This window comes from Arenimonas sp. (assembly GCF_041913985.1).
In the GTDB taxonomy this organism is placed as follows: domain Bacteria; phylum Pseudomonadota; class Gammaproteobacteria; order Xanthomonadales; family Xanthomonadaceae; genus Arenimonas.
The window spans coordinates 17567-35109 of sequence record NZ_JAYSEG010000001.1; the positions used below are offsets into that span (position 1 = coordinate 17567).

The following is a 17543-nucleotide window of genomic DNA, read 5'->3' on the forward strand; positions in this document are numbered from 1 at the left end:
GCACGAAAAAAATGTCGTGAATATAGAATCAGGTTACGAGCCGCCAGTCAATGACCCCGGGCCGGCGCCCGGCTGGACCTTCATGTCCAACCACACCCACGTGCTGGTGGCGCTGGCCGCCCAGCCCGGCGCGACCCTGCGCGAGGTCGCCGCGAGCGTGGGCATCACGGAGCGGGCGGTGCAGCGGATCGTGGCCGAGCTCGAGGCCGCGGGCGCCCTGGTGCGCGGGCGCGAAGGCCGCCGGAACCAGTACCTCATCCAGCGCGACCTGCGGCTGCGCCACCCGCTGGAGGCGCACCGGACGATCGGCGAACTGCTGGACCTGGTGGTGTCCGGGCGCTGATCAGCGACTGCTGGCCGCCGGCGCGAATCCGGGCGGGCGGCGGGCATGAGTGGCCTGCTCGAAGGCATAGCCCAGCGCCAGCAACTGCGCTTCGGAATACGGCCGGCCCAGGAAGGCCAGGCCCAGCGGCAGCCCGCTGGCTTCGCCCATGGGAACCGTGAGGCTGGGCGTGCCGGCCACGGCGGCCATGCCATAGCCCGCGCTCACGAAGTGGTCGCCCAGCACGTGGTCGGTGGGCCAGGCGGGGCCGGTGGTGGGTGCCACCAGTGCGTCGAGCTTTTCGCCGTCGAGCACGGCCAGCAGGCCTTCGTCGCGGGCCAGGCGGCGGGCGGTGTCGCGCGCCTCGAGGTAGGCCTTGTCGTCCAGCCCGGGCTTGGCCTGGGCCTGCAGCAGCAGGTCCTGGCCGAAGAACGGCATGGCCACGTCGGCGTGCGCTTCGTTCCAGGCGATCAGGGCTTCCAGCGAGGCCACGGGCGCCCGGCTGCCGCGCAGGTAGTCATTGAGCCCTGCCTTGAATTCATGGAGCAGCACTTCGAACTCGGCCTGGCCCCACTGGCCCCAGGTGGGCACGGTCACGTCCACGACCTCGGCGCCGGCCTTGCGCAGCGCCTCGAGCGCGGTTTCGGTGGCGGCGTCCAGGGCCGGGTGGCGGCCCATGGCCTGGCGCAGCACGCCGATGCGCTTGCCGGCGAGCGCCCGGGCGTCGAGCGCCGCCAGGTAGTCCACCGGCGGGCGCGCCGCCGCCGCGGGATCGGCGGGGTGGTGCGCCGCCAGCACCTGCAGCAGCGCGGCCGCGTCGGCCACCGTGCGCGCCATGGGGCCGGCGGTGTCCTGGCTCGCCGAGATCGGGATGATGCCGTCGCGGCTCACCAGCCCCACCGTGGGCTTGAGCCCCACCAGGCCGTTCACCGCCGAGGGGCAGAGGATGCTGCCGTCGGTCTCGGTGCCCACGCCCACCGTGGCCAGGCTGGCGGCGATGGCCGCGCCGGTGCCGGAGCTCGAGCCGCAGGGATTGCGGTCGAGCGCGTAGGGGTTGCGGGTCTGGCCGCCGCGCGAGCTCCAGCCGGAGCTGGAATGGCTGGAGCGGAAGTTCGCCCATTCGCTCAGGTTGGTCTTGCCCAGCACCACGGCGCCGGCGTCGCGCAGGCGCGCCACCAGGAAGGCGTCGTCGGCGGGGCGGTGCCCGGCGAGGGCGAGCGAGCCGGCCGAGTTCACCAGGCCCGCCACGTCGATGTTGTCCTTGAGCAGCACCGGGATGCCGTGCAGCGGGCCGCGCACCTTGCCGGCGCGACGTTCGGCGTCGCGTGCGCGGGCTTCGTCGAGGGCGGCCGGGTTGAGCCCGATCACCGAATTCAGGCGCGGGCCGGCGCGGTCGATGGCGGCGATGCGCTCTAGGTAGGCACTGGCGAGGGACTCGGCGCTCAGCGCGCCGGCTTCGAATGCGGCGCGCGCGCTCGCCACGTCGAGTTCGACGACATTGGCGGTGTCGCTGACCACCACCGGCGACCAGGCCATGCCGTCGGGCTCCTTGCCGGTGGGTAGCCATCGGCGCACGCGGTAATCGCCCAGGTCCACCTCGGCGACGGCGTCGGCGCTGGCGAGCGCCACGTAGGCCCGGTTCCCGGTGGGCGGCACCACGATGCCGATCGGCAGCGGGCTCTTGCCGAAGCGGTCGCCGAACAGGCGGCCCTCGGCGTCCTTGGCCTCGCGGTCGAAGCGGATGTCGGCCAGGTGGCGGCGCGCGGCGCGGTCGTAGACGCGCACCAGCCCGGCCTCGGCGCAGCTCACCAGCACGCGCGAGCCGTCGGGCGTGATCGTCACGCGGATGGGGAAACCGGCCGCGGGCAGGCGCGCCAGCTCCTTGCCGCTGGCGGCGTCGAACACGGCCACGTCGCCGGCGTCGCGGTGGCCCACCCACAGCTCGCGGCCGTCGGGCGACACGGCGATGCCCTCGGCGCCGTCGCCGGTTTTCCAGGTGCCCACGCGTTTGTCGGCCAGCAGGTCGAACACCGTCACCGAGTCGTCGCCGAGGTTGGAAACATAGGCACGGCTGCCGTCGGGATGCAGGGCCACCATGTGCGAACCGGCCTGGTCCGTGGGCAGCACGGCCAGCTGTTCGCCGGTGCGCGCCGACCAGCCGACCAGGGCGCGCTGGCCCTCCGCCGTGACCCAGGCGGTGTCGCCATGCCAGGCGATGCCATGCGGGCGGTCGTAGCGGCCCAGCCGGTGCGTGGCCACCACCCGCGCCGCCGCCACGTCCACCAGGCTCAGGCTGTTGCCCGGCGCGCCGGGGCGGCCGTAGTTCGCCACCAGGGCCCAGCGCCCGTCCGGGCTGACCGCGGCCTCGTGCGGGCCGGCGCCCACCGGGATCGTGGCGCGCTCGCGGCCGCTGGCCAGGTCGAGCAGGGTGGCGGTGTCGGCGGCCTTGTTGAGCACCACGAGGGTGTCGGCGCGGGCGATCGGTGAGGAGGCGAGCGCGGCGACGAGGCAAAGCAGGGGCAGGGCGGCGGGACGCATGGCGGGCTCCGGTGGCAGGCCCGTGGAGTCTAGACAAGCCCCGCGTTTCGGCGGCGTGACCCGCCGCGCGTTACTGGCGCAGCAGGTCCCAGCCGATGCGGGCCACCAGGGCCAGCACGACGCCCAGGAACAGCAGCCGGATGAAGCGGTCGCCCTGGCGGATGGCCAGCCGGCTGCCGACGTAGCTGCCCAGCATGTTGCCGACGATCAGCGGCACCGCCAGCGCCCACTGCACGAAGCCGCTGGCCGCCAGCACCGCCCACGAGGACAGGTCGGCGGCCACGTTGGTGGACTTCGACACCGCCGACGACTTCAGGAAATCCAGGCCGATGACGCTGACGAAGGCGAACACCAGCAGCGTGCCCGTGCCGGGACCGATCAGGCCGTTGTAGAAGCCGCAGGCGCCACCGACCAGGGCCGCGGCCACGGCTTCGCGCCGCGGGGCGAAGCGACGCTGCTCGCGCGTGCCCAGGTCCTTGCGCAGCACCGTGTAGATGGCCAGCACCACGCACACCGACAGCACCACGAGCTTGAGCACGTCGGGTTCGATGCGCTTGGCGAACTGCACGCCCACCGCCGAGGCGGCCAGCGCCGCGAACAGCGCTGGCAGCACGATGCGGCGCTCCACCGTGAGGTGGCGGAAGTAGTTCCAGGCCGCCACGCTGGTGCCCAGCAGCGAACTGGTGCGCTGGGTGGCGATGGTCTGCAGGATGTTCAGGCCCGGATGCAGGTTGAGCATCGCGGGAGTGAGGATGAGGCCGCCGCCGCCGACGATGCTGTCGAGCAGGCCGGCGGCGAAGCCGGCCAGCCCGGTCAGCAACCAGAGCTCGGCGCTCATCGTGGGCGGGGCCGCGGGCGGGGATCAGCCGGCGCGCGAGGCCTTCTTGCGGTCGTTCTCGGTGCGGAACTTCTTGCGAAGGCGGATGGCCACCGGGGTGATCTCGACCAGCTCGTCGTCGTCGATGAACTCCAGCGCCTGCTCGAGCGAGAACTTCACCGGCGGGATCAGGCCCTCGTCCTTGTCGGTGCCCGAGGCGCGGAAGTTGGTGAGCTGCTTGCCGCGCAGGGCGTTGACGGTGAGGTCGTTGTCCTTGGCGTGGATGCCGACGATCTGGCCTTCGTAGATCTCCTCGCCCGGCTCGACCATCAGGCGGCCGCGTTCCTGCATGGCGATCTGCGCGTAGGCCGGCGACGGGCCGGTGCCGTTGGAGATCAGCACGCCGTTCTGGCGCTGGCCGATCTCGCCTTCCTGCTTCGGCGCATAGTGGTCGAAGACGTGGAAGAGCAGGCCGGTGCCGGCGGTAATGGTGCGGAATTCGGTCTGGAAGCCGATCAGGCCACGCGCCGGGATGATGAAGTCCATGCGCACGCGGCCCTTGCCGTCCGGCTCCATGTTCTGCAGCAGCGCGCGGCGCTCGCCCAGGCGCTGCATGACGCCGCCCTGGTACTGCTCCTCGAGGTCCACCACCAGCGACTCGAACGGCTCGGACTTCACGCCGTCGATGTCCTTGATGATCACCTCGGGGCGCGACACGGCCAGCTCGTAGCCCTCGCGGCGCATGGTTTCGATCAGGATCGACAGGTGCAGCTCGCCGCGGCCGCTGACCTTGAACTTGTCGGCGTCGGCGGTGTCCTCGACCTTCAGCGCCACGTTGTGCTGGGTCTCGCGCATCAGGCGGTCGCGCAGCTGGCGCGAGGTGAGGAACTTGCCGCCGCTGCGGTCCTTGTTGCCGGCGAAGGGCGAGTCGTTGACCTGGAAGGTCATGGAGATGGTCGGCTCGTCGACCGTGAGCACCGGCAGCTGCTCGGGCGCCGACGGGTCGCAGACGGTGTCGGAGATGCCCAGGCCCTCGACGCCGGAGATGGCGATGATGTCGCCGGCGCGCGCTTCCTTCACCTCGTGGCGCTCCAGGCCCATGAAGCCGAGCACCTGCAGCACCTTGGCGTTGCGCACCTTGCCGTCGCGGGCGACCACGCTGACCGGCATGTTGGTGCGGATGGTGCCGCGCTGCACGCGGCCCACGCCGATGATGCCGACGTAGTTGTTGTAGTCGAGCGAGGTGATGCGCATCTGGAACGGGCCGTCGATGTCCACCGGCGGCGGCGGGACCTTGTCGACGATGGTCTGGAACAGCGGGGTCATGTCGCCCGAGCGCACGGATTCGTCCATGCCGGCGTAGCCGTTCAGGCCCGAGGCGTAGACCACGGTGAAGTCGAGCTGCTCGTCGGTGGCGCCCAGGCGGTCGAACAGGTCGAAGGTCTGGTTGAGCACCCAGTCCGGGCGCGCGCCGGGACGGTCGACCTTGTTGATCACCACGATCGGCTTGAAGCCCATCGCGAACGCCTTCTGGGTGACGAAGCGCGTCTGCGGCATCGGGCCGTCCATCGCGTCCACCAGGATCAGCACCGAGTCCACCATCGACAGCACGCGCTCCACCTCGCCGCCGAAGTCGGCATGGCCCGGGGTGTCGACGATGTTGATGCGGTAGTCCTCGCCCTCGGGCGAGGTCCAGCGGATGGCGGTGTTCTTGGAAAGGATCGTGATGCCACGCTCCTTTTCGATGTCGTTGCTGTCCATCGCGCGCTCGGCGAGCTGCTGGCGTTCACCCAGGGTGTTGGACTGCTTGAGCAGCTGGTCCACCAGGGTGGTCTTGCCATGGTCGACGTGGGCGACGATGGCGATGTTGCGGAGCTTTTCGATGGACATGCGAATGGGCGCCGGGGGCGCTGTCTCGTAGGAAAATGAGTCTGACAGTATATCACCGAACGGCGCCCCGGACGGCCCCCGGGGCGGCAGCTGTGGCATCCTAGGCGGCCCGCCGGGAACCGCCCGGCACCCGCTTCCGGAGCCCGACATGTCCCTGACCGCCGTCTTCACCACCTCCCGCGGCCCGATCCGCGTCCGCCTGCACGCCGACAAGGCCCCGGTCACCGTGGCCAGCTTCGTCAACCTGGCCCAGCGCGGCTTCTACGATGGCCTGAGCTTCCACCGCGTCATCCCCGACTTCATGATCCAGGGCGGCTGCCCGAAGGGCACCGGCACCGGTGGCCCGGGCTACCGCTTCGAGGACGAGTGCCGCGCCGACCTGCGCCACGACAAGCCGGGCGTGCTGTCCATGGCCAACGCCGGCCCCGGCACCAACGGCAGCCAGTTCTTCATCACCCACGTGCCGACCCCGTGGCTGGACGGCAAGCACACCGTGTTCGGCGAGGTCATCGGCGCCGGCGACCAGCAGGTCGTGGACGCGGTGCGCGGCGGCGACAAGATCGAGAGCGTGCGCATCGAGGGCGACACCGCCCCGCTGCTGGCCGCCCAGGCCGCGCGCGTGGCCGACTGGAACAAGGTGCTCGACGCCTGAGCCGGCTCAGGGCAGGAAACGCAGCCTGTCCAGCGTGCGCGACACCGCTTCGGCGTCGCGCGGGTAGTAGTGCTCCCCGGGCGCCAGCCACACCAGCAGGGTGAGGCGCCCGCTGCGTTCCGCCGCCGCGGCCTGGCCGCGGTAGCGCAGGCCCCGGCCGTTGGCCAGGGAAAGTTCGAAGCGCAGGCCCGGCACGCCGCCGAAATCGGCGGGCCGCAGCCCCTGCGTTTCCACCGCCGACCAGCCGGCCAGCGCCAGGCCGTCGGCCACCAGGTCGCGGATTTCGTCCGGGCGCATGCCGGGGCGGAACCACGGCCCGTCGGGGCGCCGCTTGGTTGCCTTGCTGCCCTGGAAAACGTGCTCGCCGGGTTTCACCCGCGAGACGATGCTGAGCTGGTTCAGCGGCGTGCCGTCCACCGTCCACAGTTCCTGGCGCGCGCCCTTGATGCGGGCCCAGTCGAGCGAGGTTTCCAGCTGCAGGTCGAACACCTGCACCCGGCCGGCCGGCTGCAGCGTGCCGCCCGCGCCTGCACACGCGGCCAACAGCAGGGTGGCGGCGAGCAGCAGCCAGCGGCGCGTCATCGCCGGGCCTCCGGCGGGGCCAGGGAGGCCGTGATGAACTCCGTGTCGTCGGCGTCCGGCGCCATGTCGAGATAGCGGCGCAGCGCAACCGCGGCTTCCTCCTTCCGGCCGGCCGCAAGCAGGGCCAGGCCTTGGTCGCGCCAGGCCTCCGCCGGCGGGTGAGGCAGGGCCAGCGAACGCGCCAGCAGTTCCCCCGCGCGCTCCGCGTCACCGGGCGCGCCGCGCCGGCGGTGCGCCTCGGCCAGGTAATAGGCCAGCAGGGCTTCCTGCCCCGGCGGCGCATCGGCGAGCAGGTCGCCAACCACCTGCACCGAGGTGTCGTACATGCGCCGCGACAGCTCGCCGCGCAGCCAGCGCGCGAGATGGGGCGCCACCGCCGCCTGGTGGCGGTCGCGGCCGGATTCGCCACCCGCCGGCAGGCGCGCCGCGGCCGCCGTCACGTCGGCCAGCCGCTCGGCGGTGCGGGGATGGGTGGCGAAGACGGGCAGGGGCTTGCCGTGGCGGCGGGCGCCTTCCTCGGCCTTCATGCGCTGCCAGAGCCGCGGCGCCGCCGCAGGCTCGTATCCCTGGGCGACGGCGGCGGCCAGGCCGATGGCGTCCGCCTCGGGCTCGGCCGGGCGCGAGTGCCCGAACCCCGAGGCGGCGCCCAGCCGGCGGGCCGCCGGCCCCGCGGCCGCCGCGCCGGCGCCCCAGGCCACCAGGCCGAAGGTGCCCAGGAAGGCGCTGGTGCGCTTGGCCTTGCGCCACTGCGCCAGGGAATGGCGCTGCCGGAAGTGCGCGAATTCGTGGCCCAGTACCATGGCCAGCTCGGCCTCGTCGCGGCAGCGCAGCAGGGTGCCGGTCCAGACCACCATCATGCCGTTGGGCGCCATCGAGGCGTTGAACCACGGCTGTTCGACGACATACACGCGCAGCTCGCCGCAGTAGTCGCCGGCGACGCGGCAGGCCACCTCGCGCACGTAGGCTTCGAGGGCGGGGTCGTGCACGCGCAGCGGGTGTTCTCGCAGATCGCGTTCGGCGCGGTCGGTCGCGTAGCGCAGTTCGGCTTCCACGCTGCCGGGCGCTGGCTGCTGGCCCGGGGCCGCCGCGGGCGGCGCGCCGGTGGCCACGGCCAGCGCCAGCAGCAGCGGCAGGCTGGCCGCCATCACAGCGGCAGCCCTTCCAGCAGTTCGCCGGCGGTGGCCCGGGCGCCGGCCTCGTCGCGCAGGTCGCCCGATTGCCGGGCGATGCGGTTGAACCACACCACGCGCCCGTCGCGCAGGTCCACCAGGGTGGCCACGCCGACCTGGCGCCCGCCGCCGATGTCCACCACGCCGCCGAAGGCCGCGCCCGCCACCAGGCCCAGCACGCGCAGCGCCTTGCGGCCGTCGCTGGCGTAGCTGTCGCGCACATAGGTGAACAGGGCATAGTCGGCGCCGCTGGCCGCGTGCAGTTCCGAGACGCCGGCGCCCAGGGTCCAGTCCAGCCGGTCGCCCTTGGTGGCGAGCTCGCTGCCCGGGCGGGCGTGGTAGGCGATGGAGAGCGCGACGGCCTCGTTCAGCCGCAGCACCTGGCCGAGGCGGGAGTCCGCCGGCAGGTCGTCGGGCACGTCGAAATCGGGGCGGCGCGCGACGCCGGCGGCCGCCAGGCGCTCGCCCACCGCCGCGGGGTAGAGCCGGCGCGCGGTTTCGGACCAGTCGCGCCGTGGTTCGGTCATGCCGCCGGCGGTGATCTCGCCGAGCTCGATGTCGGGCTCGACCACCACGACGCTGCCCTCGATGCCCAGCGGCCGGCCGGCCGCGTCCTGGGCGACCCGCTCCGGCCCGGCGCCCGCGCCGCCCGCCCACAGGCAAAGCAGGGCGGCCAGCGCCAGGGCGGCGGCAGGCGGTGTCCGTCGATGGGCGCACGCTGCGGCCATGGGTTTCTCCTGCCGCCAGAGTGCCTGATCCGGGCCCGCAGGCAAGCCCCCGGCGGGCCGGCCGGGGAGGGTGGCGTGGTATCCTTTACCGGTTTTCCATCCCGCCAACCAAGCACGCGAGGATAGTGATGCCCCAGCTCGCTCAGCGCATGGGCCGTGCCAAGCCCAGCGCCATCATGGCCGTCGCCGAAAAGGCGAAGAAGCTCAAGGCCGAAGGCCGCGACATCGTCAGCTTCTCCATCGGCGTCCCGAACTTCCTGCCCGGTGAACACGTCTACGCCGCCGCCCGCGAGGCGCTGGCCAAGGACAGCGGCCAGTACGGCAGCAACCGCGGTTCGGACGCCCTGCTCGACGCCTTCCTCAAGCACATCGAGGCGCTCGGCCTCACTGGCTACACGCGCATGAACTGCGCCACCGGAATCGGCGCCAAGCACATCCTGTACAACCTGGCCGAGGCGCTGCTGGACGAAGGCGACACCATCGCCTACGCCACGCCCTACTGGACCACCTACGCCGACATCGCCGAGGTGCTGAACGCGAAGATCCTCGAGCTGCCGTGCCCGGCCAGCCAGGACTACAAGCTCACCCCGGCCCAGCTCGACGCCGCGCTGGCGACCAAGCCCAAGGTGTTCCTGTTCAACAACCCGAACAACCCCACCGGCATGGTCTACACCCGCGACGAGATCGCGGCGCTGGCCGACGTCGTCGCCAAGTACCCGGACACCTGGGTCATCACCGACGACATCTACAACACCATGGTGTTCGACGGCCTGGGCTACCACAACTTCGTGCAGTTCCGCCCGGAACTGCGCGAGCGCACCATCTTCGTGGACTCGCTGTCGAAGACCTACGGCATGCCCGGCTGGCGCGTCGGCTTCATGGCCGGCCCGGAAGTGGTGGCCAAGGCGCTCACGGTGCTCAATTCCACCCACATCACCAACCTGCCCGAAGTGGTGGTGGCCGCCGCCATCGCCGCGCTCACCGGCCCGCAGGACGTGCCCACCAGCAAGTGCGCCGAGTTCCAGGCCAAGCGCGACCTGGTGGTGGACACCATGAACGCCATCCCGGGCGTGGTCTGCCCGAAGCCGCAGGGCGCGTTCTACGTGTTCCCCGACATCAGCTGCGCCTTCGGCAAGTCGCACAAGGGCGTGAAGATCGCCAACGACGTCGACTTCTGCTCGGTGCTGCTCGAAGCCAAGGGCGTGGCCTGCGTGCCGGGCTCGGCCTTCGGCGAGCCGCGCGCGCTGCGCATCAGCTACACCTGCCCGACCGAGCAGCTGCCCCAGGGCCTGCAGCGGATCCAGGAATTCTTCGCCGAACTTTCGTAAGGAGCCTTTCATGAAGACCCCCGTTCGCGTCGCCGTCACCGGCGCCGCTGGCCAGATCGGTTATTCGCTGCTGTTCCGCATCGCCTCGGGCGAGATGCTGGGCAAGGACCAGCCGGTCATCCTGCAGATGCTCGAGCTGCCGATGGAGAAGGCCCAGGCCGCCCTGCGCGGCGTGATGATGGAGCTCGAGGACTGCGCGTTCCCGCTGCTGGCCGGCATGGTCGGCACCGACGACCCCATGGTCGCCTTCAAGGACGCCGACGTGGCCCTGCTGGTCGGCGCCATGCCGCGCGGCCCGGGCATGGAGCGCAAGGACCTGCTGCTCAAGAACGCCGAGATCTTCACCGTGCAGGGCAAGGCGCTCAACGCCGTCGCCTCGCGCAACGTGAAGGTGCTGGTGGTGGGCAACCCGGCCAACACCAACGCCTACATCGCCATGAAGTCGGCGCCGGACCTCGACCCGCGCAACTTCACCGCCATGCTGCGCCTCGACCACAACCGCGCCCTGTCGCAGCTGGCCACCCGCGCCGGCGTGGCCGTGGCCGACATCGAGAAGCTGGTGGTGTGGGGCAACCACAGCCCGACCATGTACCCGGACTACCGCTTCGCCACCGCGAACGGCGCCTCGCTCAAGGACAAGATCGGCGACGAGGCCTGGAACCGCGAAACCTTCATCCCGAAGGTCGGCAAGCGCGGCGCCGCCATCATCGAGGCCCGCGGCCTGAGCTCGGCCGCCTCGGCCGCCAACGCCGCCATCGACCACATCCGCGACTGGTCGCTGGGCACCCAGGGCAAGTGGACCACCATGGGCATCCCGTCGGACGGCAGCTACGGCATCCCGAAGGACGTGATGTACGGCTTCCCGGTCACCTGCAAGGACGGCAAGTACGAGATCGTGCAGGGCCTGGAGATCGACGAGTACTCGCGCTCGATGATGGACAAGACCCTGGCCGAGCTCGAGGAAGAGCGGGCCGGCGTCGCCCACCTGCTCTGATCCACCAGCGAAGGCGGCCCCCGGGCCGCCTTCGCACTCGAGGGAACCGAAATGACTGACGCGAACTCGGCCGGCGCGCGCTTCCGCGCCGCCGTCAAGGAAGAATCCCCGCTGCAGGTGATGGGCGCCATCACCGCCTACGCCGGCCTGATGGCCAAGCGGGTCGGCTACAAGGCGCTGTACCTGTCGGGCGGCGGCGTGGCGGCCAATTCGCTGGGCGTGCCCGACCTAGGCATCAGCACCATGGAAGACGTGCTCACCGACGCCCGCCGCATCGTCGACGCCACCGGCATGCCGCTGCTGGTGGACATCGACACCGGCTGGGGCGGCGCCTTCAACATCGGCCGCACCATCAAGGCCTTCCAGCGCGTCGGCGTGGCCGCCGTGCACATGGAGGACCAGGTCGGCCAGAAGCGCTGCGGCCACCGCCCGGGCAAGGAAGTGGTGTCGAAGGAAGAGATGGTGGACCGGGTCAGGGCCGCCGTGGACGCGCGCACCGACGCCGGTTTCGTGATCATGGCGCGCACCGACGCCGCGGCGGTGGAGGGCATCGACGCCGCCATCGAACGCGCCGTGGCCTACGTCGAGGCCGGCGCCGACATGATCTTCCCCGAGGCCATGAAGACCCTGGACGACTACCGCCGCTTCAAGGCCGCGGTGAAAGTGCCCATCCTCGCCAACCTCACCGAGTTCGGCTCCACCCCGTTCTTCACCACGGACGAGCTGCGCGAGGCCGGCGTGGACATCGCGCTGTACTGCTGCGGCGCCTACCGCGCCATGAACAAGGCCGCGCTGAACTTCTACGAGACGGTGCGCCGCGAAGGCACCCAGAAGAACATCATCGACACGCTGCAGACCCGCGCCGAGCTCTACGACTTCCTGGGCTACCACGCCTACGAGGACAAGCTCGACGAACTTTTCTCGCAGAAGAAAGACTGAGCCAGGAGCCACCGATGAGCGAAAACACGAACCTGCCCAAGCCCAAGAAGTCGGTCGCCCTCAGCGGCACCGCGGCGGGCAACACCGCGCTGTGCACCGTCGGCCGCAGCGGCAACGACCTGCACTACCGAGGCTACGACATCCACGACCTGGCCACCAAGGCCGGCTTCGAGGAAGTGGCCCACCTGCTGGTGCACGGCGCGCTGCCCACGGCCAGCCAGCTGGCGGCCTACAAGACCAAGCTGCGCCGCCTGCGCGGCCTGCCGGCCATCGTGACCGACGCGCTCGAGCTGGTGCCGGCCAACGCCCATCCGATGGACGTGCTGCGCACCGGCTGCTCGGTGCTGGGCACCGTGCTGCCCGAGCGCGACGGCCACCCGGTGAACGAAGCCCGCGACATCGCCGACAAGCTGATGGCCAGCTTCGGCTCGATGCTGCTGTACTGGTGGCACTTCACCCGCAACGGCCGCCGCATCGACGTCGAGACCGACGACGACACCATCGCCGCGCACTTCCTGCACCTGCTGCACGGCGAGCCGCCGAGCGCCTCGCATGCGCGCGCGCTCGACCAGTCGCTGGTGCTGTACGCCGAGCACGAGTTCAACGCCTCCACCTTCACCGCCCGCGTCATCGCCGGCACCGGCTCCGACCTGTTCAGCTGCATCACCGGCGCCATCGGCGCGCTGCGCGGCCCGAAGCACGGCGGCGCCAACGAGGTGGCGATGGAGATCATCGCCCGCTACGGCAGCGCCGACGAGGCCGAGGCCGACATCCGCGCCCGCGTGGAGCGCAAGGAAATCGTCATCGGCTTCGGCCACCCGGTGTACACCATCGGCGACCCGCGCAACCCGATCATCAAGGAAATCAGCCGCAAGCTCTGCAAGGAAGGCGGCAACCAGGTCCTGTTCGACGTCAGCGAGCGCATCGAGACGCTGATGATGGACCTCAAGAAGATGTTCCCGAACCTCGACTGGTACAGCGCTTCGGCCTACCACATGATGGGCGTGCCCACCGCGATGTTCACCCCGCTGTTCGTCATCGCCCGCACCAGCGGCTGGTCGGCGCACGTGATCGAGCAGCGCATCGACGGCAAGATCATCCGCCCGAGCGCGAACTACACCGGTCCCGAGGACCGCGCGTTCGTGCCGCTCGACAAGCGCTGATCGCGCCCCTGGGCAAAAGAAAAGGCCGCGCAGCGATGCGCGGCCTTCTTTTTTTCCGGCGGGGCGGCCCTCAGGGCGCCATGCGCTGGGTGGTGGCGGGAAGGGCGGCCACGGTGACCGTGGGCACCGGCGGGCTCAGGCGCTGCACGCGGAAGAAGGTGTGGTCGCCGATGGTGGCCACCCGCGGCGAGGCCGCCCAGGCCGGGTTGGCCAGGTCGAGCGCGGCGAAATGGCTGGCGCCGGGCACCACCTCGTGCCGCTGGCCGGGCGGCAGGCGCCAGTCCTGCTGTGCCTGGAAGGCCACTTCCACGGCCTGCTGCCAGGCCTCGAGGTTCTTCATGCGCAGGCCGGGGTTCACGATGGTGGGCGCGAACTGCTTGCGGGCGGTGACCACCTCGCAGACCGAATCGCCCCACTGGCCGCTGTCGCGGCGGCGCAGGGCCACCTCGGCCACCGCGCGCTGGCCCAGCTCGGACTGGTTGCGGGCTTCCAGGTACACCGTCGTCGCCAGGCACAGCGGGTCGGCGGCAGGCTGGGGCAGGATCTGGGCCAGCCAAAGGATGAAAGACAACTTCATGGCGGAACTCCTTGCTCCGTTGCGCCGCAAGTTCCCGCCCGCCAACGGGCGGGTCCCGTAATGGTCAACGGGGGAGGGGAGGGCCTGCGGCCTGGCGTTTTGGGGATGGACGGGCCTTGCCCGCATTCCGGGGGGCGGGCTAGGTTGGGCGCCCCCGGAATCCCCGCGAAGCCATGCGCTGCGGGGCCGTTTCAGTCGGTGCGGCCCTTGGCCGGGCACCGATCCAGCGGCGCATGGTACGGGCAAAAAACCAACCTTGCCTGAACGGGAATTTCCAAGCCTTTGATTTGACTTGGAGTAATTGCTCAGAGGGCAGCGGCGAGGCGGCTGCCCTGGTCGATCGCGCGTTTGGCGTCTAGCTCCGCCGCCACGTCCGCGCCGCCGATCAGGTGGGTGACGCGGCCGGCGGCCTGCAGCGGTTCCACCAGCTCGCGCAGTGGTTCCTGGCCGGCGCAGACCACCACGTGGTCGACGGGCAGCAACTGCTCCTGGCCGTCCACGCGGATGCGCAGGCCGGCGTCGTCCACGCCCAGGTACTCGACCCCGCCGAGGGCCTGCACGCCCTTGGCCTTCAGGGCCGAGCGGTGGATCCAGCCGGTGGTCTTGCCCAGGCGCGCGCCGGGCTTGCCCGGGCTGCGCTGGAGCAGCCACAGCTGCCGGGCCGGGGCCTCGGGGCGGGGTTTGGCCAGGCCACCGGAGCCGTCGAAGTCGGGGGCAACACCCCATTCGGCCATCCATCGCGAGGTGTCCAGGCTGGGCGAGGGGCCTTCGTGGGCGAGGTATTCGGCCACGTCGAAGCCGATGCCGCCGGCGCCGATGATGGCCACCCGCGCGCCCGGGACCACGCGCCCGGTGAGCACGTCCAGGTAGCTCACCACCTTCGGGTGGTCGGCGCCGGGGAAGGCCACCTTGCGCGGGCGGATGCCGGTGGCCAGCACGATCTCGTCGTAGCCGCCGGCCAGCAGCGCCGCGGCGTCCACGCGCTGGCCCAGGTGCAGTTCGACGCCGGTGAGCTCGATGCGCTTGCCGAAGTAGCGAAGGGTTTCGTGGAACTCCTCCTTGCCCGGGATCTTCTTGGCCAGGTTGAACTGGCCGCCGATCTCGCCAGCAGCGTCGACCAGGGTGACCCGGTGCCCGCGTTCGGCGGCCACGGTGGCGCAGGCCAGCCCGGCCGGACCGGCGCCCACCACGGCGATGCGCTTGGGCGTGGCCGCCGGGGTGTAGACCAGCTCGGTCTCGGCGCAGGCGCGCGGGTTCACCAGGCAGCTGGCCTTGCGGTTCACGAAGACGTGGTCCAGGCAGGCCTGGTTGCAGGCGATGCAGGTGTTGATCTCGTCGCGGCGGCCGGCGCGGGCCTTGTTGGCCCACTGCGGGTCGGCCAGCAGCGGGCGCGCCATGGAAACCATGTCGGCCTGGCCCGCGGCGAGGATGCCCTCGGCCACCTCGGGCATGTTGATGCGGTTGGTCGCCACCAGCGGCACCGACACGTGCGGCTTGAGCTTGGCGGTCACGCCGGCGAACGCGCCGCGCGGCACCGAGGTGGCGATGGTGGGGACGCGGGCCTCGTGCCAGCCGATGCCGGTGTTGATGATCGTGGCGCCGGCGGCCTCGATGGCCTTGGCCTGCATCACGATCTCGTCCCAGGCCGAACCGCCCTCGACCAGCTCGAGCATGGACAGCCGGTAGACCAGGATGAAGTCCGGGCCCACCGCCTCGCGGATGCGGCGAACGATCTCCACCGCGAAGCGCATGCGCCTCTCCGGCGTGCCGCCCCAGGCGTCGTTGCGCCTGTTGGTGCGCGCCGACAGGAACTGGTTGATCAGGTAGCCCTCGGAGCCCATGACCTCGACGCCGTCGTAGCCCGCGTCGCGGGCCAGCTTCGCCGTGGTGACGAAGGCGCGGATCTGCCGCTCGACGCCCCAGGCGGTGAGCGCGCGCGGGGTGAGCGGGCTGATCGGCGCCTTGACCTTGGACGCCGACACCAGCAGCGGATGCGCGGCGTAGCGGCCGGCGTGCAGGATCTGCAGGCAGATGCGGCCGCCGGCCCCGTGCACCGCGTCGGTGACGATGCGGTGCTTGTGGATTTCCCAGGGCCAGCTGAGCTTGCCGGCGAAGGGCTTGAGCCAGCCCACCAGGTTCGGCGAAATGCCGCCGGTCACCATCAGGCCCACGCCGCCCTCGGCGCGCTCGCGGAAGTAGGCCGCCAGCTTCGGGAAGTCGCGCGCGTGGTCCTCGAGGCCGGTGTGCATCGAACCCATCAGGATGCGGTTGGGCAGCTGGCAGAAGCCCAGGTCCAGCGGCTGGAAGAGGTGCGGGTAGGGCGTCGTGGTCATGGCGGGCGCGTGCGTCGTCTCAGCGTTTCACCTTGCCCGGTTCATCCGGCGCGGACAAGGCGGGGAAGGGTGGGGTCAGGGCGCGTCGGCACCGGTGGGGCGCAGGCCCACGTCGCGCAGTTCGAGGCGGTTGCCGTCGGCGTCATGCAACTCCAGCGTGGCCAGCGGCGCCCCGGTGTGGCGGTTCACGAAGCGCACCGGCGACTGGCCGCCGTAAACCCAGCGGTCGCCCCACTGCGCCAGCGCGATCAGCACCGGGGCCAGGTCCTTGCCGCTGGGGGTGAGGCGGTATTCGACCTCGCGGGCGTCGTCCGCGGAGGGGCGGCGCTCGAGCACGCCGGCCTCGACCAGGCGCTTCAGGCGGGCGCTGAGCACGTTCTTGGCGATGCCCAGCCGGCGCTCGAAGTCGCCGAAGCGGCGGGCGCCGCGGAAGGCCTCGCGCAGGATCAGCAGGCTCCACCATTCGCCGACCCGTTCCAGCGCCTGGGCCATGGGGCAGGCCATCTCTGAATAGGAGGTTCGCTTCATGGCGGCAGCCTAACGGATACCAGTTGCATCAAGCAACCGAAAGGCGTAGGTTCCACCTCAGTTGCATCAAGCAACCGAAAAGGAACCGCCATGACCCGCCTCCCGATCCGTCCGCTGGGCCGCCTGCTGGGCGCGCTGTCGCCCGAACTCGCGGCCGAACTGGCCCGCTTCCTGGCCACCCGGCCCATGGGCCGTTCCCGTCGTCCCGACCCCGAGGGCGCGGTGCCGGTGACCTTCCGCTTCGGCCTGGCCGGCCTGCGCTGGGGCGAACAGGGGCCGCGCGTGCTCGCGCTGCACGGCTGGCAGGGGCGGGCGTCGCAGTTCCGCGGCCTTGGCGAACGCCTGGCGGCGCGTGGTTACCAGCTCATCGCCCTCGACGCGCCTGCGCACGGCCGTTCCCCGGGCCGCGAGGCCGACCCGGTGGTGTTCGCCGACGCATTGCAGGAAGTGGCCGCTGAACTCGGCCCGCTGCACGCGGTGGTGGGGCATTCGATGGGCGGCGCCTCCGCGCTACTGGCGCTGAGCCGCGGGCTCGACGCCGTGCGCACGGTGGCGATCGCGGCGCCGGCCGGCCTCGCCGGCGTGCTGGCGCGCATGAGCCGCGGGCTGGGCCTGCCCGAGCCCGCGCGGCGCCGGTTCTTCGAGAAGATGCATCGCCGCACCGGCCTCGCGCCCGAGGCGCTGGATATCGATCAGCTCGCCGCGCGCATCGCCCAGCCGATGCTGGTGGTGCACGACCACGACGACGCGGTGATCCCCTTCGACGACGCCCGCCGCATCGCCCGCGCCACGCAGGGCGAACTGCTCGCCACCCGGGGCCTCGGGCATCGCGCCGTGCTGCACGACGCGGCGGTGCTCGAGCATGTGGCTGGCTTCATCGACACGCGCGCTGCCTGAGGGGACGGCCGCGCGCGGGGCCATTGTCCGTTGTGGCTAGGACCAGGACCGGCGGGTTTGCGCCGCTTCTGGCAAAGTAAGCCCAC

The 17543-nt window shown here is 71.4% G+C and carries 16 protein-coding genes; 7 read left to right on the plus strand and 9 right to left on the minus strand.

The features are described from left to right. The first annotated feature begins 82 nt into the window (after positions 1-82). The gene (locus ACE3Q2_RS00155) at positions 83-343 is read left to right on the plus strand and encodes a MarR family transcriptional regulator (RefSeq protein WP_374471879.1); all 261 of its coding nucleotides are present in this window, start codon (positions 83-85) and stop codon (positions 341-343) included. On the opposite strand, the gene ACE3Q2_RS00160 is transcribed toward ACE3Q2_RS00155, so the two are convergent. The 3 genes from ACE3Q2_RS00160 to typA all read right to left on the minus strand — a co-directional run bounded on the left by ACE3Q2_RS00160 (position 344) and on the right by typA (position 5567). Beyond that, on the minus strand, positions 344-2860 hold the full coding sequence (locus tag ACE3Q2_RS00160) for an amidase (RefSeq protein ID WP_374471881.1): 2517 nt from the start codon (positions 2858-2860) through the stop codon (positions 344-346). Positions 2861-2930: 70 nt separating this feature from the next. After that, positions 2931-3698 carry a sulfite exporter TauE/SafE family protein gene (locus tag ACE3Q2_RS00165; RefSeq protein ID WP_374471883.1) on the minus strand — a complete coding sequence of 256 codons (768 nt, stop codon included), beginning with the start codon at positions 3696-3698 and terminating at the stop codon, positions 2931-2933. A 24-nt stretch (positions 3699-3722) separates the two neighbouring features. Further along, on the minus strand, positions 3723-5567 hold the full coding sequence (gene typA / locus ACE3Q2_RS00170) for a translational GTPase TypA (protein WP_374471885.1): 1845 nt from the start codon (positions 5565-5567) through the stop codon (positions 3723-3725). Between the two features lie 148 nt (positions 5568-5715). Between typA and ACE3Q2_RS00175 the strand changes: the two genes are divergently transcribed. Next, on the plus strand, positions 5716-6219 hold the full coding sequence (locus ACE3Q2_RS00175) for a peptidylprolyl isomerase (RefSeq protein WP_374471887.1): 504 nt from the start codon (positions 5716-5718) through the stop codon (positions 6217-6219). 6 nt (positions 6220-6225) lie between these two features. On the opposite strand, the gene ACE3Q2_RS00180 is transcribed toward ACE3Q2_RS00175, so the two are convergent. The 3 genes from ACE3Q2_RS00180 to ACE3Q2_RS00190 are packed head-to-tail and all read right to left on the minus strand — an operon-like array spanning position 6226 to position 8698. Then, entirely contained in the window at positions 6226-6801 is a 576-nt protein-coding gene (locus ACE3Q2_RS00180; protein WP_374471889.1) for a hypothetical protein, read from the minus strand. Continuing rightward, positions 6798-7946: a M48 family metalloprotease gene (locus ACE3Q2_RS00185; protein WP_374471891.1), complete on the minus strand. Its 1149-nt coding sequence runs from the start codon at positions 7944-7946 to the stop codon at positions 6798-6800. Before ACE3Q2_RS00185 ends, ACE3Q2_RS00180 begins: the two co-directional genes overlap by 4 nt. Continuing rightward, a complete protein-coding gene (locus tag ACE3Q2_RS00190; RefSeq protein WP_374471893.1) occupies positions 7946-8698 on the minus strand; it encodes a hypothetical protein in 753 nt (250 codons plus the stop codon). Before ACE3Q2_RS00190 ends, ACE3Q2_RS00185 begins: the two co-directional genes overlap by 1 nt. Before the next feature lie 128 nt (positions 8699-8826). Between ACE3Q2_RS00190 and ACE3Q2_RS00195 the strand changes: the two genes are divergently transcribed. From ACE3Q2_RS00195 to prpC, 4 genes are read left to right on the plus strand one after another with little or no spacing between them, the layout of a single operon-like run. Further along, on the plus strand, positions 8827-10026 hold the full coding sequence (locus ACE3Q2_RS00195; protein WP_374471895.1) for an aminotransferase class I/II-fold pyridoxal phosphate-dependent enzyme: 1200 nt from the start codon (positions 8827-8829) through the stop codon (positions 10024-10026). Between the two features lie 10 nt (positions 10027-10036). Then, positions 10037-11020, plus strand: coding sequence for a malate dehydrogenase (locus ACE3Q2_RS00200; protein ID WP_374471898.1), 984 nt, complete (start codon positions 10037-10039; stop codon positions 11018-11020). Positions 11021-11071: 51 nt separating this feature from the next. Then, complete coding sequence (gene prpB / locus ACE3Q2_RS00205; RefSeq protein ID WP_374471900.1) at positions 11072-11959, plus strand: methylisocitrate lyase; 888 nt, start codon at positions 11072-11074, stop codon at positions 11957-11959. 14 nt (positions 11960-11973) lie between these two features. Beyond that, on the plus strand, positions 11974-13122 hold the full coding sequence (prpC, locus tag ACE3Q2_RS00210) for a 2-methylcitrate synthase (protein ID WP_374471902.1): 1149 nt from the start codon (positions 11974-11976) through the stop codon (positions 13120-13122). A 70-nt stretch (positions 13123-13192) separates the two neighbouring features. Here prpC and ACE3Q2_RS00215 read toward each other — a convergent pair whose 3' ends face one another. From ACE3Q2_RS00215 to ACE3Q2_RS00225, 3 genes are all read right to left on the minus strand, one after another. Then, the gene (locus ACE3Q2_RS00215) at positions 13193-13699 is read right to left on the minus strand and encodes a cell wall hydrolase (RefSeq protein ID WP_374471904.1); all 507 of its coding nucleotides are present in this window, start codon (positions 13697-13699) and stop codon (positions 13193-13195) included. Positions 13700-14004: 305 nt separating this feature from the next. Continuing rightward, a complete protein-coding gene (locus tag ACE3Q2_RS00220) occupies positions 14005-16032 on the minus strand; it encodes an FAD-dependent oxidoreductase (protein WP_374471906.1) in 2028 nt (675 codons plus the stop codon). Between the two features lie 75 nt (positions 16033-16107). Continuing rightward, positions 16108-16560, minus strand: a complete 453-nt coding sequence (locus ACE3Q2_RS00225) for a winged helix-turn-helix transcriptional regulator (protein ID WP_374471908.1) — start codon at positions 16558-16560, stop codon at positions 16108-16110. Positions 16561-16650: 90 nt separating this feature from the next. Between ACE3Q2_RS00225 and ACE3Q2_RS00230 the strand changes: the two genes are divergently transcribed. Beyond that, the gene (locus ACE3Q2_RS00230; RefSeq protein WP_374471910.1) at positions 16651-17457 is read left to right on the plus strand and encodes an alpha/beta fold hydrolase; all 807 of its coding nucleotides are present in this window, start codon (positions 16651-16653) and stop codon (positions 17455-17457) included. Positions 17458-17543 lie beyond the last annotated feature (86 nt).

Coding starts and splice junctions, on each gene's coding strand:
- ACE3Q2_RS00185 (WP_374471891.1), bottom strand. CDS start 7,946: ATGGCGGCCAGCCTGCCGCTGCTGCTGGCGCTGGCCGTGGCCACCGGC.
- ACE3Q2_RS00160 (WP_374471881.1), bottom strand. CDS start 2,860: ATGCGTCCCGCCGCCCTGCCCCTGCTTTGCCTCGTCGCCGCGCTCGCC.
- ACE3Q2_RS00195 (WP_374471895.1), top strand. CDS start 8,827: ATGCCCCAGCTCGCTCAGCGCATGGGCCGTGCCAAGCCCAGCGCCATC.
- ACE3Q2_RS00175 (WP_374471887.1), top strand. CDS start 5,716: ATGTCCCTGACCGCCGTCTTCACCACCTCCCGCGGCCCGATCCGCGTC.
- ACE3Q2_RS00165 (WP_374471883.1), bottom strand. CDS start 3,698: ATGAGCGCCGAGCTCTGGTTGCTGACCGGGCTGGCCGGCTTCGCCGCC.
- ACE3Q2_RS00200 (WP_374471898.1), top strand. CDS start 10,037: ATGAAGACCCCCGTTCGCGTCGCCGTCACCGGCGCCGCTGGCCAGATC.
- ACE3Q2_RS00230 (WP_374471910.1), top strand. CDS start 16,651: ATGACCCGCCTCCCGATCCGTCCGCTGGGCCGCCTGCTGGGCGCGCTG.
- ACE3Q2_RS00225 (WP_374471908.1), bottom strand. CDS start 16,560: ATGAAGCGAACCTCCTATTCAGAGATGGCCTGCCCCATGGCCCAGGCG.
- ACE3Q2_RS00180 (WP_374471889.1), bottom strand. CDS start 6,801: ATGACGCGCCGCTGGCTGCTGCTCGCCGCCACCCTGCTGTTGGCCGCG.
- typA (WP_374471885.1), bottom strand. CDS start 5,567: ATGTCCATCGAAAAGCTCCGCAACATCGCCATCGTCGCCCACGTCGAC.
- ACE3Q2_RS00220 (WP_374471906.1), bottom strand. CDS start 16,032: ATGACCACGACGCCCTACCCGCACCTCTTCCAGCCGCTGGACCTGGGC.
- ACE3Q2_RS00190 (WP_374471893.1), bottom strand. CDS start 8,698: ATGGCCGCAGCGTGCGCCCATCGACGGACACCGCCTGCCGCCGCCCTG.
- prpB (WP_374471900.1), top strand. CDS start 11,072: ATGACTGACGCGAACTCGGCCGGCGCGCGCTTCCGCGCCGCCGTCAAG.
- prpC (WP_374471902.1), top strand. CDS start 11,974: ATGAGCGAAAACACGAACCTGCCCAAGCCCAAGAAGTCGGTCGCCCTC.
- ACE3Q2_RS00155 (WP_374471879.1), top strand. CDS start 83: ATGTCCAACCACACCCACGTGCTGGTGGCGCTGGCCGCCCAGCCCGGC.
- ACE3Q2_RS00215 (WP_374471904.1), bottom strand. CDS start 13,699: ATGAAGTTGTCTTTCATCCTTTGGCTGGCCCAGATCCTGCCCCAGCCT.